The sequence below is a fragment of the Tundrisphaera lichenicola genome (assembly GCF_051175385.1).
GTDB classification, from domain to species: domain Bacteria; phylum Planctomycetota; class Planctomycetia; order Isosphaerales; family Isosphaeraceae; genus Tundrisphaera; species Tundrisphaera lichenicola.
Map to the genome: position 1 here is coordinate 1,401,725 of NZ_CP195106.1, position 13,680 is coordinate 1,415,404.

General features: G+C 62.0%; 8 protein-coding genes and 3 rRNA genes. 6 read left to right on the top strand and 5 right to left on the bottom strand.

The features are described 5' to 3' along the window. The first annotated feature begins 71 nt into the window (after window positions 1–71). The 4 genes from P12x_RS05485 to rrf all read left to right on the top strand — a co-directional run bounded on the left by P12x_RS05485 (window position 72) and on the right by rrf (window position 6,825). Complete coding sequence (locus P12x_RS05485; protein ID WP_435009889.1) at window positions 72–1,103, top strand: 6-phosphofructokinase; 1,032 nt, start codon at window positions 72–74, stop codon at window positions 1,101–1,103. A gap of 520 nt (window positions 1,104–1,623) precedes the next feature. Then, window positions 1,624–3,132: ribosomal RNA gene (locus P12x_RS05490) — 16S ribosomal RNA — on the top strand. Window positions 3,133–3,717: 585 nt separating this feature from the next. Next, a 23S ribosomal RNA gene (locus P12x_RS05495) occupies window positions 3,718–6,525 on the top strand. Between the two features lie 192 nt (window positions 6,526–6,717). Continuing rightward, window positions 6,718–6,825: ribosomal RNA gene (rrf, locus tag P12x_RS05500) — 5S ribosomal RNA — on the top strand. The 16S, 23S and 5S rRNA genes sit together here, the layout of an rRNA operon. Window positions 6,826–6,925: 100 nt before the next feature. Here the strand turns inward: rrf and P12x_RS05505 are convergent. Further along, window positions 6,926–7,957: an ADP-ribosylglycohydrolase family protein gene (locus P12x_RS05505; protein WP_435009890.1), complete on the bottom strand. Its 1,032-nt coding sequence runs from the start codon at window positions 7,955–7,957 to the stop codon at window positions 6,926–6,928. 89 nt (window positions 7,958–8,046) lie between these two features. On the opposite strand from P12x_RS05505, the gene P12x_RS05510 reads away from it, so the two are divergent. Both P12x_RS05510 and P12x_RS05515 read left to right on the top strand, forming a co-directional pair. Next, window positions 8,047–8,466: an IS66 family transposase gene (locus tag P12x_RS05510; RefSeq protein ID WP_435009892.1), complete on the top strand. Its 420-nt coding sequence runs from the start codon at window positions 8,047–8,049 to the stop codon at window positions 8,464–8,466. Window positions 8,467–8,472: 6 nt separating this feature from the next. Beyond that, the gene (locus P12x_RS05515) at window positions 8,473–9,156 is read left to right on the top strand and encodes a hypothetical protein (RefSeq protein WP_435009894.1); all 684 of its coding nucleotides are present in this window, start codon (window positions 8,473–8,475) and stop codon (window positions 9,154–9,156) included. Between the two features lie 51 nt (window positions 9,157–9,207). Here P12x_RS05515 and P12x_RS05520 read toward each other — a convergent pair whose 3' ends face one another. From P12x_RS05520 to P12x_RS05535, 4 genes are all read right to left on the bottom strand, one after another. Then, on the bottom strand, window positions 9,208–11,055 hold the full coding sequence (locus P12x_RS05520) for an esterase/lipase family protein (RefSeq protein ID WP_435009895.1): 1,848 nt from the start codon (window positions 11,053–11,055) through the stop codon (window positions 9,208–9,210). 135 nt (window positions 11,056–11,190) lie between these two features. Beyond that, complete coding sequence (locus P12x_RS05525) at window positions 11,191–12,168, bottom strand: beta-ribofuranosylaminobenzene 5'-phosphate synthase family protein (RefSeq protein WP_435009896.1); 978 nt, start codon at window positions 12,166–12,168, stop codon at window positions 11,191–11,193. A 119-nt stretch (window positions 12,169–12,287) separates the two neighbouring features. Beyond that, window positions 12,288–13,175 (bottom strand): LpxI family protein, encoded by an 888-nt coding sequence (locus tag P12x_RS05530; RefSeq protein ID WP_435009898.1) that lies wholly within the window; start codon window positions 13,173–13,175, stop codon window positions 12,288–12,290. Window positions 13,176–13,228: 53 nt separating this feature from the next. Then, on the bottom strand, window positions 13,229–13,543 hold the full coding sequence (locus tag P12x_RS05535; RefSeq protein WP_435009899.1) for a hypothetical protein: 315 nt from the start codon (window positions 13,541–13,543) through the stop codon (window positions 13,229–13,231). Window positions 13,544–13,680 lie beyond the last annotated feature (137 nt).

Below are 13,680 nucleotides of genomic sequence, written 5' to 3' on the forward strand. Positions count from 1 at the left end.
CGCCGACCCTTCGTGCGAAGGGTCGGGGGCGATTGTGTGAGGAACTGCTGGCCTCGCTTCAGGAAAATTCCATGAAAGTCGGTTTATTGACCGGGGGGGGAGACTGCCCCGGCCTCAACGCGGTGATTCGGGCGGTCGTCCAGAACGTGACCAACGAAGGTGGTACCTGCGTCGGGATCTTCGAAGGGTGGCGGGGCCTGGTCAAGGGAATGAGCCGTGAGCTCGACGTAAGCGAGACCGATGGGATCATCGCTCGAGGGGGGACTATCCTCGGTTCGTCCCGGACCAACCCCTTCAAGAACGCCGAGACCGACATCCCCGCCGTTCGAGAGAACTTCCGAGCGCTGGGACTGGATGCCCTCGTGGCCATCGGTGGCGATGACACATTGGGGGTCGCCAATCGACTCTACAACGAATTCCAGATGCCGATGGTCGGCGTACCCAAGACCATCGACAATGACTTGATGGTGACCGATTTCACATTCGGATTCGACACCGCGATCAACATTGTCACCGAGGCCGTTGATCGCCTCCGGACGACCGCGGAAAGTCATCGCAGGATCATCGTCGTCGAAACCATGGGTCGTCACGCCGGCTGGATTGCTTGCTTCTCGGGGATCGCCACCGCAGCCGACTATATCCTCGTCCCCGAGGTTCCCATCGATATCGCGCATGTCGTCGAAGTCCTCAAGAGGAGAAGGGCCGACGGCAAGAACTACAACATCGTGATCGTCTCGGAAGGGGCCGAGTTCCCCGACAAGGGAATGTCCACCATCGCCGCCGAAACCGACGCTTTCGGACATGTCCGCCTCGGTGGGATCGGCAACGCCGTAGCCAAGCTGATCGAGGATCAGACCGGCTACGAAACTCGCTGCGTGGTCCTCGGCCACATCCAGCGAGGAGGCGCTCCTAGCGCGTATGATCGTGTGCTGGCCACCCGACTTGGATTGGGGGCCGCCCGATTGGTCCTCAAGAAGAAGTTCGGGACGATGGTGGCACTCTCCGGCACTAAGATCATCGAGACCACTCTGGCCGAAGGAGTGGCCGCCTCGAAGACCCTGAACATGGACTACTACGAAGAAGCAGCAACCTTCTTCAAATGATCCTCGCAATTCTCACCAAAAAAGAGAGCAGGTTATTGACCTCCGCGAGGATCACGTTAAGATAACCCTTGTCGCCTGGGGATGACGACGACGCGAATCGCGTCGGACGACTAACCCGGGCGGCGGTTTCTCCTGAGGCCGACGAAATGGGATGAGGTTGTCGAACCTCTTCACGTTTCGGGGCGTAGGATGGGAACAAGCGGCCGGAGCTTCATCCTTTTAAGGGTGGCCTGCTCCGGCCGATCGCGTCGGGTCGAGGCCCGGCGTCCTCTTTGACAATTCGGTCGATCGTTTGCGTACACGCAAGTGATAGATGATGAGCCCTTGAGGGGAGCCGGCGTGGATGCGGCTCGATGCCTGGCAGACTCGCCTTATCCGCGACGAGCCAGGTCGGGCGGTTCATGCTGTCGCGGGGCGTGGGGCAGGGGGGTGACCCCCTCGAACATGACTCCGCGGCGACCAGTTAGTTAGCTAGAATCCTCAAACTTGAGGGTTGGGTGGCACCTCGGTGCTTCCCCCAATCTCGAAGGGTTTGATCCTGGCTCAGAATGAACGTTGGCGGCGTGGATTAGGCATGCAAGTCGGACGGGCCGCAAGGCCAGTGGCGCAAGGGTGAGTAAGGCGACGGTAACCAACCCCGCGGATGGGCATAGCCGAGGGAAACTTCGGGTAATTCCCAGCGATGTGACGACCTGGCATCAGGGTGTCACCAAAGATTCATCGCCGCGGGACGGGCCGTCGTGGTATTAGCTTGTTGGCGGGGTGACGGCCCACCAAGGCTGCGATGCCTACCGGGCGTGCGAGCGTGGCCCGGCACACTGGGACTGAGACACTGCCCAGACTCCTACGGGAGGCTGCAGTCGAGAATCTTCGGCAATGGGCGCAAGCCTGACCGAGCGACGCCGCGTGGAGGATGAAGGCCTTCGGGTTGTAAACTCCTGTCGAGGGGGAGGAAGGGGTAACCTTGACCGATCCCTGGAGGAAGCACGGGCTAAGTTCGTGCCAGCAGCCGCGGTAAGACGAACCGTGCGAACGTTATTCGGAATCACTGGGCTTAAAGCGCGTGTAGGCGGATCGCCGCGTCGGCTGCTGAAATCCCCCGGCTCAACCGGGGAACGGGCACCGATACGGGCGGTCTCGAGGGGGGTAGGGGGGTCTGGAACTTCCGGTGGAGCGGTGAAATGCGTTGAGATCGGAAGGAACGCCCGTGGCGAAAGCGAGGCCCTGGACCCTTACTGACGCTGAGACGCGAAAGCCAGGGGAGCGAACGGGATTAGATACCCCGGTAGTCCTGGCCGTAAACGATGAACACTGGGTAGGGGGCTCGCCGATGGGCTCCCTGCCGTAGGGAAACCGTGAAGTGTTCCGCCTGGGGAGTATGGTCGCAAGGCTGAAACTCAAAGGAATTGACGGGGGCTCACACAAGCGGTGGAGCATGTGGCTTAATTCGAGGCTACGCGAAGAACCTTATCCCAGGCTTGACATGCACGGATTAGCCGGCGGAAACGTCGGCGAGGCCGCAAGGTACAACGTGCACAGGTGCTGCATGGCTGTCGTCAGCTCGTGCCGTGAGGTGTTGGGTTAAGTCCCCTAACGAGCGCAACCCCTGTGTCTAGTTGCCAGCGGGTAAAGCCGGGAACTCTAGACAGACCGCCGGCGTTAAGCCGGAGGAAGGCGGGGATGACGTCAAGTCCTCATGGCCCTTATGCCTGGGGCTGCACACGTACTACAATGGGGCGGACAGAGCGAAGCCAAACCGCAAGGTCGAGCCAATCGCATAAACCGTCCCTCAGTTCGGATTGCGGGCTGCAACCCGCCCGCATGAAGCTGGAATCGCTAGTAATCGCGGATCAGCATGCCGCGGTGAATGTGTTCCTGAGCCTTGTACACACCGCCCGTCAAGCCACCAAAGCGGGGGGTATCCGAAGTCGCCGGAGCCGCAAGGCAGGCGCCGAAGATAAAACCCGTGATGGGGACTAAGTCGTAACAAGGTAACCGTAGGGGAACCTGCGGTTGGATCACCTCCTTTCTAAGGATACCTTGGAAATTCACCCGCCCCGGAGTACACGCCCTCGAGTTCCCGTAACGCGAGGGTGCCGGACGCGAAGGTGACATCGGCCCCGCCCGGATCAAGTCGGCCGCGAACACGCCGGCTCCCCACGGGGGTTCATCACTCTCATTCGTTGGTTTGCAGCACGATCGACCATGACTCCTGGTCGGGCAGGACCTGTCCTGCCTGGCCGGGCGTCGCATCTCGATTGCCCCCGATCGCGGGGCGTGGCAGGCCTTCTGGTGCTGCCCCGCCCCCTGGCCGGTGGCCAGCGAGGCCGGGATCTCGATCCCGGTGGCTCTTTCACAATTCGGTTGTTGGTCACACACGCAGCAAGTTTATGCGAAGTGTGGTAGTGGCATAGTTCATCAACGAACGTGGACCTTAACGGATCTCGGGAGAGTTTAAACCGCTCTCCCAGGGGTCGTTACTCAAGAGGCCGCATGGAGCGTCGCGAGACGCGCGGGGCCTCGAAATGATGGGATCATGGTCCATGCCGTGTCGGGATCTGTCGCGGATCGTCTTCCTTCGGGAGCACGAGATGGGGCGGGTTCGGATCGGCGTGGTCAAGCTCCTAAGGGCACGGGGGGGATGCCTAGGCGTCATCAGATGGCGGGCGTGGAAGGCCGCGAAAGGTCCGGGGGAGCTGCCCAACGAGCGTCGATCCCGGAATACCCGCTGGAGACCCGGGGAACTGAAACATCTCAGTACCCGGAGGAAAAGAAATCAACCGAGACTCCCTCAGTAGCGGCGAGCGAACGGGGATCAGCCTAAACCGGGTGGGACACCACCCGGGGTCGTGGGGCCGGAGTCGTGGGATGAGTGAGCGTTAGCCGAAGCCCGCTGGAAAGCGGCACCGGAGCGGGTGACAGTCCCGTAGGCGACAATGCGACCTCCCCTATCCGGTACCCGAGTAGGGTCGGGCACGTGAAACCCGGCCTGAATCGGCGGGGACCCTCCCGCAAGGCTAAGTACTCGATGACGACCGATAGCGAACCCAGTAGGGCGACCGAACGGTGGGAAGAACCCCGACCAGGGGAGGAGACTGAACCTGAAACCCCGTGCCTACGAGCGGTGGGAGGGCGTCTGGCTTCGGCCGGCCTGACCGCGTGCCTTTTGCATAATGATCCGGCGAGTTACTGTGTCCGGCGTGGTTAATCCCTTCAGGGGAGGAGCCGCAGGGAAACCGAGTCTGAATAGGGCGAGATTGTCGGGCGCAGTAGACGCGAAACCAGGTGAACTACCCATGGGCAGGTTGAAGCGACCCTAACCGGTCGTGGAGGACCGAACCCACCGATGTTGAAAAATCGGGGGAGGACCCGTGGGGAGGAGTGAAAGTCTTATCAAACCTGGAGATAGCTCGTTCTCTCCGAAATGGCTTTAGGGCCAGCCTCGGGCGTTAGCACGCGGGGGTAGAGCGACGGAATTCGGCCGGGGGGCTTCCCGCCTACCCGCCGAAACCCAACTCCGAATACCGCGTGCCGTACCCCGGGAGTCAGAGCGCGGGGGATAAGCTTCGTGCTCGAGAGGGGAACAACCCAGACCGCCGACCAAGGCCCCCAAGACGACACTCAGTGGCAAAGGAAGTGGGATCGCGGTGACAGCCGGGATGTTGGCTTAGAAGCAGCCACCATTTCAAAAGTGCGTAACAGCTTACCGGTCGAGCCATCCCGCGCCGAAAATGACGGGGACTCAAGTGTCGCGCCGCAGTCGCGGATTCGGATTTATCCGAGTAGTAGGAGAGCGTCGCCCTCAGCAGTGAAGCCGGACGGAGACGACCGGTGGAGCGTGGGCGAGTGCGTATGCCGGAATGAGTAACGACAAGATGGGTGGGAAGCCCATCCGCCGAAAGCACAAGGTTTCCTGGGGAAGGTCAATCCGCCCAGGGTCAGTCGGGTCCTAAGGCGAGGCCCAAGGGCGTAGCCGATGGGCAGACGGTTAATATTCCGTCACCCGATGGTGAGGTTGAGATGAGGAGGACGCCGGGAACTGAAGGGTCGGGGTGATAGACGCCCCCGTCCCGCAAGGGCGACAGCATTCGATCTGGAAGCCCTTCTTCACCCGGCCACGAAAAGCCCCTCATGGACGATCCATCGGCCCGTACCGCAATCCGACACAGGTGTGCTAGGCGAGTATCCGAAGGCGTTCGGGAGAACCCTCGTGAAGGAACTCGGCAAAATGACCCCGTACCTTCGGTATAAGGGGTGCTCGGGGCAACCCGAGCCGCAGTGAATCGGCTCTAGCGACTGTTTATCAAAAACACAGGACTCTGCCAACTCGCAAGAGGACGTATAGAGTCTGACGCCTGCTCGGTGTCGGTAGGTTAAGGGAGCCGGTGATCGCAAGAGAAGCTGGCGACCGAAGCCCCGATAAACGGCGGCCGTAACTATGACGGTCCTAAGGTAGCGAAGTTCCTTGTCGGGTAAGTTCCGACCTGCATGAATGGCGTAACGACTGGAGCGCTGTCTCCACGAGGGACCCGGTGAAATTGTAGCCGTGGTGAAGATGCCACGTACCCGCGGTCAGACGGAAAGACCCCGTGAACCTTTACTGCAGGTTGACACTGGTCGGTCGGCATTTCTGTGTAGCATAGGTGGGAGGCAACGACCCGGCGGCGCCAGCCGTCGGCGAGCCATCGGTGAAATACCACCCTGAAATGGCGCCCGCCCTCACCGATCCGTGGCCCGGATCGGGACCGTGTTCATCGGGCAGTTTGACTGGGGCGGTCTCCTCCCAAAGCGTAACGGAGGAGTGCCATGGTACCCTCGGCCCGGTCGGCAATCGGGCAACACGAGCGCAAAAGTACAAGGGTGCCTGACTGCGAGAGCGATCGCTCGAGCAGGGACGAAAGTCGGCTTTAGTGATCCGGCGGTGCTGGATGGGAAGGCCGTCGCTCAACAGATAAAAGGTACTCCGGGGATAACAGGCTGATCTCCCCCGAGCGTCCACAGCGGCGGGGAGGTTTGGCACCTCGATGTCGGCTCATCGCATCCTGGGGCTGGAGAAGGTCCCAAGGGTTTGGCTGTTCGCCAATGAAAGCGGTACGCGAGCTGGGTTCAGACCGTCGTGAGACAGGTCGGTCCCTATCTGCCGTGGGCGTAGGAAACTTGCGAAGGGTCTCCCCTAGTACGAGAGGATTGGGGAGGACCGACCTCTGGTGTGCCGGCTGTCCCGCTCGGGGCATCGCCGGGTAGCCAGGTCGGGAAAGGATAAGCGCTGAAGGCATCTAAGCGCGAAGCCCTCTTCAAGACGAGGTTTCCATGACCCGCAGGGTCTGAAGGCTCCTGGAAGACGACCAGGTCGATAGGCCGGGAGTGCACGGCGGGCGACCGTCGCAGCCGACCGGTCCTAACAGCCAAGCGGCTTGACCACCCCGATCGGCCCCCGCCCCCCAAGGCGCGGACCCCGATCCGAGTGCGAGCCAGATCTCATCATCCGACGACCCCTCCGAAGAGGCCTCGTCGAGGATGGACGCCACGACCCCACCAACCATGAATGAAACTGCGAGTGTGACCCACACCCGGACCACCGCGTCCGGGGGGCCTGACCGCCCCTCGGGCGATTTCCGGCGACGATACTGGCGGGGTCCCACCCGTTCCCATCCCGAACACGGCCGTTAAGCCCGCCAGGCCCATGATAGTGCGCAAGCGCGAAAGTCGGTCATCGCCGGATCCTTCCAACCAGGCCCGCCATCCCCAACCGGGGATGGCGGGCCTTTTTTCGTTGCGCTGACGCGCATGAGATTGGACTCATGTTGGGACAATGACGTGAATCAAAAGGGAATAAGTCTCCGAAAACCATGAAATAAAACTATCGGTATGATTACCAAATTTCGTGCGAGTGCCAGGATCGCTGAGTACTGTGGGACTTGAGATGGACTATTTTTTTGATGACTTCCCAACCTGTTGGCCAGGGCTCGTAAATGCGTAGGACCGAAGGGACCGTCCTGAATTCTCTCGACCAGATGAAGGGGTAATCCACCCTCACCATGGAGGGCACCAAGCCAACCTCCGAGGATTGCTCCGATCGAGTCAGTATCCCCTCCTGCTCCGATCACTTCACTCAACGCCTGCAGTGGATCGGCCCCATATCTCAGTAGTCCAAATGTGGCAAAGGCCACGGAATGGACAACATAGCCCGATGTTCCGCAAGATTCAGCTGCCTCTTGGATTGAGGCTTCATTGAGGGCAAGCTCTCGGGCTCGGTCGATTGCCTCTCCGAGACTCTCGATGGTCACGACTCGCCGAGCCTGTTCCTGGCAATACTCGGGTGAAGTTCCTAGAGGACTCCGGGCGCAGCAAGCCGCCAATTCCGCGACGTAGAGAGCACCCTCCACCGCTCGTGGGTCTCGGTGAGTCACCTCCGCCAGGGCCCGCCCGAAGGTTTCACGACGATCGGGGCAATCGTCGAAGAATACACCGACGATTGCTGCTCTCATCGCGGCACCATTTCCGGCCGACATGACTCCGCTTCGGCGGCATCCCAACGCAATCCGAAAACAGGCTCGGATGGTCGCCATTCCTACCCCCCAAGGTAGCCGACAGAACCATCCGAGTAAGGATCGTCGAAAGGCGAGTACGCAAAGGTCCACGTCGTCGGGATAACGCGCCAGGGATTGAGCTATGAGTGCGGACTGTTCGGTATCGTCGGAGACGATCCCGAGTCGTCCGATCAGGTGAAATCGATCTACTTTCCCGAAGCGTCTTGCGATATCCCGGGCGGACATCCCTTCGGTGGCCAGCCCCAGGGCATCGCCGAGAGCGGTTCCCAGGAGGGTTCCCGTGATCCTTTCGATCTCTGCCATTTCGAATAATCCGCTGGGGTACTTGGATACCAGCTCTTCGAACGCTGCCGTGTAGCGTCTCACGTGTCTTGTCGTGTAAAACTCTCCGCATGGAAGCCAAGACGCCCATCTATGAAGATTTCGTTGAACTGAATCGGCGTCAAGTCCGTCAGATCGACGCGCTACACGCCGAACTAGATCGCCTATTGGCGGGGTCCTATATCGACCCGGCCAAGGCGAAGCTGTCGATGCAGCGCGAGCTCTTGCAGCTATGGCTCGACCACGACGAGGTGGACGCGACGGTCAACTTGGTCGAGCGAGAGATCCGACCGAATGCGATCGCTCGGAAGCTATCGACGGGGAATAGTACCGAGTCGGGAGAGGAGAAGCACCCGGTCCTGGCAGACTCCTGCGCACTTGCCGACTCCAGGACCGCAACATCCTGGGTGAGCTCTTCGAGTTGCTCCGCTACCCAGGGCCAGGGCTTTTGGTCCAACTGCACCCCTCCCTCCCCCTCATCGCCGGGCTGATGAGCCATGATCGAAGCCGAGTGGCTGGCATACACCGATCCGAGGCCGATGCTCGGCCCCCTGCGCCGCGGGGCTAGCGACCGGAAGCTACGCCTGTTCGCGGCGGCGTGCTGCCGGCGCATCTGGGACCTGCTCCCCGACGAGCAGTGCCGCTCGGCCCTCAAGACCGCCGAGCTATTCGCCGACGGGCTGGCGAACCTGAAGTCCCTCCGAGAGGCACGTCGGGGGGCCATGCTTTCCTACTTCAACCACGACGACCATGACGAGTGCAGCCGCTTCACGGGTCAGGAATCGGCCGCGATGGCGGTGGCGGGCGCCTGCTGGACCGAAGCGGAGGAATGTTATCGGGGGCTGGATGACGTGATGGACAATTGTTACGGCCTGGGCCGTCTCACGTCCGGCTGGAGAAACGGCGGCCGGATCGAATTCATCCGCCAGTGCCGCGACATCCGGGACATCTTCGGATATCCCTTCCGTTCCGTGAACTTGTCGCCTTCTTGTCTCACAACCGAGGTGGTCACGCTCGCCCGCGCGATTTACGACTCGCGTGTGCTCGACCGTCTGCCCGAGTTGGCTGACGCCTTGCGGAGTGCAGGCTGCAACGACGCGACCTTGCTCGCTCATTGCCGTGAGAAGGGACAGCACGTGCGAGGTTGCTGGGTCGTCGATTCCATCCTGGACAGGGCGTAGGCTTTCGGCGCGAAGCAGGTAACATCAATCCCGCACGGGGGAGATCCCTGGTCAAAACTGTCTTATGTGCTCTCGGAGGATCCGGGTCAGTTCTGCCGTGACGACCGGATCTTTTTGCGAGAAGTGAGTGCCCGGGAAGACCAATTCCGATTCGGATCCTTCCAGATGCGAGCTTCGATACTCGACAACTCCATCGGTGGGCAGGAGCTTGCCGATCTGGGGAATGATCGAGTGATAGGGGACGCTCGGGTCGATGGGAATCTTGTCGAGAGTCTGGAGGATCGGGCTGTCTGTTCTCAGATTTCCGATGGCATTCAGGGGCATTCTGCGGAGTTCCGGGGCGATCAGATCGGGCCCATTGAGCTCGACGATTTCCTTCGCGATCTCGGCCTGTTCGCTGGTCCTTCGAATCATGCTGGCGATCGTCCTCCCGAACCATTGGTCGGCGATCGGACTCCCGCGGTGCGGGGTGGCGATAAAGATCACCCGCTTCACGAACGGGAGTGGATCGAAGATCAAGGCATCGTCTAGGGCTTTTCGGGTCCTTGGGGAAGCCTTCAGCTCCGCCACGGGTCGGCGGAACGCGGCCTCCCAGAGCTTCAAGCCAGAGTCCTGGACCATCATTTTTGAGAGAAGACCGCCCATGCTATGTCCGACCAGGACCATCTGATTCATCGATGGATCATCGTGGTTGGGATCGAGTGCGTCGCGGACCTTGTTCAAGGAGGCGCGAAGTTCCATCGCGGATGCGGGGATCGGCTGGCCGGTGGGGTACAGATAGACCCAGAACTGATATCGAGAGTCGATCTCGAGGTCGTTCTCCAGCTCATTCATGGTCTGGAGGTAGGCCCTAGGGCTGGAAAAGAGGCCGTGGACCAGGACAACGGGAATCTTTCCGGGCTGGTAGGGGCGGAGGAGATAGAGTCCCGCCTCGACTCCCGGCCGGCGAAAGTCCGAATCGAAGAGGCCGGTGAACTCCAAGGTTGAGAGTTGACCCTGGCTGACCTGGACGGCCAGCGGCGAGGTCCGATCCGACGCCACGGAGAGTTCTCGAGAACCCAGTTGGATCGACTGATCGACGAAGGGGTCGAGGAGCGCGAGCGTGATAGGGTAGCGTCGCCAGGCACCACCCTGAATATCGCCGATGGGACTCACGATTGCCGTAGCCGCCATTCGGAGTTCTCTCGGGTGAAACCGATCGAGCGGGTCCGGCGAACCGGCTGGGTCAACCCGTCGATGGACAACCAGAGGTACGCCGATCCCGGCCTCGCGGTAGACATGTTGCATTCCCGAGACCCGGATGTCCTCCACGATCAGGAGATCCTCGAAGCGCCCCGGCGCGAGATCCGGCGAGGCTCCCTCGAGGACAACCCCGTGACGACGGAGGACCTTCTGCCAGCCCAGGTCGTTTCGCTTCCCCTCGGTCTGGGCGATCCGGACCAAACGGGCCAAGGCCCGGTTATGAACCTGGACGGCCAGGTCGGGGACAGGACTTTCCGGTTCCTTCAGGGCGATCGTGGCGAGTGCGGCCGAGTCTCGGAGCCAGGCGATCGCCTGATCGGGAGCCTTCGATATCTTGCTCATACCCGCCCGATAAGACAGCTCGGCCAGGGCCAGGGCCCCACCGGGCTCGGGTCGATTGCTGAGCCGAGCCTCCAATCGAGTCGCGGCGGCGGCAGGATCTTCGAGGGCAAGTTCGAACAACCCATCGCGAGCCAGGATCGACGCCAGGGGGTCGACTGGTGTGCGTTTCGCCTCGTGCCTCTCGACCCGATCGCGGAGGGCATTCCGGACGAAGCTATCTCGGGTCGTCACCTCGGCGCAACCGCTCGCCAGGGCCAGGAGCCAGCACACCAGGAGCCCTGATTGCCGTCGAGTTCTGGCCGATCGAGGTCCCATGAGCCACCTATCCCGGCCAACGAACGTTCCGCCCTCGGCGAGAATCCGGGCCTTCTGTATCGCGCCGAGGGATTTCGGGGAAGTCCGATTGGGGCGGAGCCGAATGATCGGGCTTGCCGAAAAGCTGGCCGGAGTTCAAGACATCGATGTCTCGGTATCGAGGGTGGCCCCCCTGACGCTCGCCGAAGTCCAGAATGCGGATGCCGGGGGAAGCCCGGTTCTTCGGAGAATCCGACCGAGGATGTCGGTACGATGGTCGGGAGACGCGTCCGTGAGGCCGTAAAGCGTTGGTCCCCAGGAACTCTGGCCGACCCCGTGCAAGCCCTCGGTTCGGAGGACTCCCGCGATCGATTCTGCTTCTGGGCGTGCGAAAATCCCCCCCTGGGCAGGGGAGAAACCCTGGCCGACCCTCCGTTGAAGTTCTTCGAGTGCCTCGCCAAACCGGAGGAGATCGCGCTCGATCGCCGCCGGCAGGAGGCCGAGGAGGACGAGCCGGCAGAGGCGATCGGTCAAGGCGTCGGAGGAAGGGGGGAGATCCGCGAAGGCCTGGACCTCTCCCGGGCCGTGCAGCCCGGTTTCTCGGGGGGGGATGACGACCAGGACCGACCAGTCGGGATCGATCTCCACGCGAGAGAGCAGGGGAGGGATGCCGACCGGCCCCCTCCGGCCGCCGTCGACGATGAGGCCGCCGAGGGCGAATCCGTGGAGGCCGATTCCCGAACGGAGCCCTCGGCCGGTCAGCCTGGCCAGCTCGTCCACGGTGGGGGTTGGCCTGCCCGCCCGCTCGATCAGGAGTCGCGCCACGCCGAGCCCGATCTGCGTGCCGACGCCGAGCCCCACGTGCTCCGAAGGGGCCCGGAGAACGTTGAACGAAGCCGGCTCGATTTCAGATCCTTCGGACGCCAGTTGATCGGCGACTTTCGAGGCCACCGCAAGGACTCTGCCGGCCATCGGACCATCGGCTTGCCAATGTCTCGAAGTCTCGGCCGACAGTTCGAGGCCCGGGGCTTCGATCATCAGGCCCGCCCCGCCGAACTGACGAGGGGGATTCGCCCCCCACGAGAGCAGGCCGAAGTGGAGGCGACTGGGAGTCCTGAGGCGGAATCGGGTCATGGGGCCTTGCTCGATGCTCGTCAAACGTTCGATCGGCCCTCAGTTTAGCAGGTTAACCAGCGCCCGAAGCGTGTCCTCCGTCGAGAATGCCGAAACCGAACATTCAGCGAGGTCATCCACTATTGGCCCATCGGGTCGAGGGCCACGATCGAGATTCCGTAACGATCGGCAAGCGCCACGACTTCGGGCTGGTCGATGACGATGGTCATGCCGGCCTCAATGGCCAGGACGCGGGCGCCCGCCTTGTGAAGATTCTCGATCGTGGTCAGTCCGATCGTCGGGACGTCGAACCTCATGTCTTGCTGGGGCTTGGCGACCTTGACGAGGGTCCAGCCTCCGGCCCGGCAGAGCTGGCCCGCCCGCTCGATGCAGCGGTCGGTCCCCTCGATCGCCTCGACGGCCACCGCTGCCCTCTCCTTGATGGCGACGGACTGGCCGACGTCCAGTCTTCCCATCTCCTTGGCCAGCCCCCAGCCGAACTCGACGTCTTTCATCTCGGCGGCGACAGGGCGCCGGCGGGTCAGCACTCCGTGGTTCACGAGCAACTCCGGGCAATAGTCGAGGGCCGAGGCGAAGGACATCCCGTCCCGCTCGAATTCGGCGATGACTCCCAACAGGATCGAGTCGTCACGCTTGTCGCTCAGCGAGTGGAGCCAGAACCGGATCATCCGGTAGTCGGGCATCAGCCGGACGATTCGACCGGGTGTATACATCACGCTCTTGGTGATCTTCCCCGCCATGACGATCCGTCGAGCCCCCTGACGGCGGAACGAGCGGATCATCCCGCCGAGTTTCGAGACCCCGACCGACTCGAAGGAGTCGCAGAGATCCCTGAGGACCTCGGGCGCCTCGTAGCGGATCCCGACGCAGGCGACCTTCAAGCCCTGACGCTTGGCCGCCTCGGCGAACAGGATCGGGAACCGCCCGCTCCCGGCCAGGAGCCCGATCCGCTCGGCCTGGGCCACCCGATCCCGATGGCCGGGTCGTTTCGAGGATAGGACAGGCAACACCCGATCTCCGATGGGGTCCGAGTGAAACTGGGGAAGCTAGACTTCCCGAGTCAGCGTGACGTCCGGGCCACTCCCTGGTCTTTCGGGGCGAAGAATCCGCCCGATAGGATCGAGCTCCCATCGGGTTTCTTCAGGGAGAATCGTTGACGAAATCGATTCGACAGGTTCGATGGGCTGATGTCCCTGACCGGTTTGGTCGAGAACGGCTGATCCATCGGCGGGATCTTCATCTGTCGCTGCATCTTGCGGCGAGCGAGCATCTCCGAGATCGGTCCGCCGGCACTCACCGGGGTCGGAGTCAGAGAGACCAGCGTCAAGAAGGCGAGTGCCAGCGCGAGCCGTACAACAATCCGCTTCGGAAGCATCAGGAATCCTCCCCATGACTGACCAGTTCGGGGCCGAACCGATCGAGACCGATGTTCCGAATCCACTTTCCAGTGAAATTGGTCGGTCCAGATCCGTTGGAACCGGCTGGTTTCCTTCGCCCGACGGGTAGGGTCGG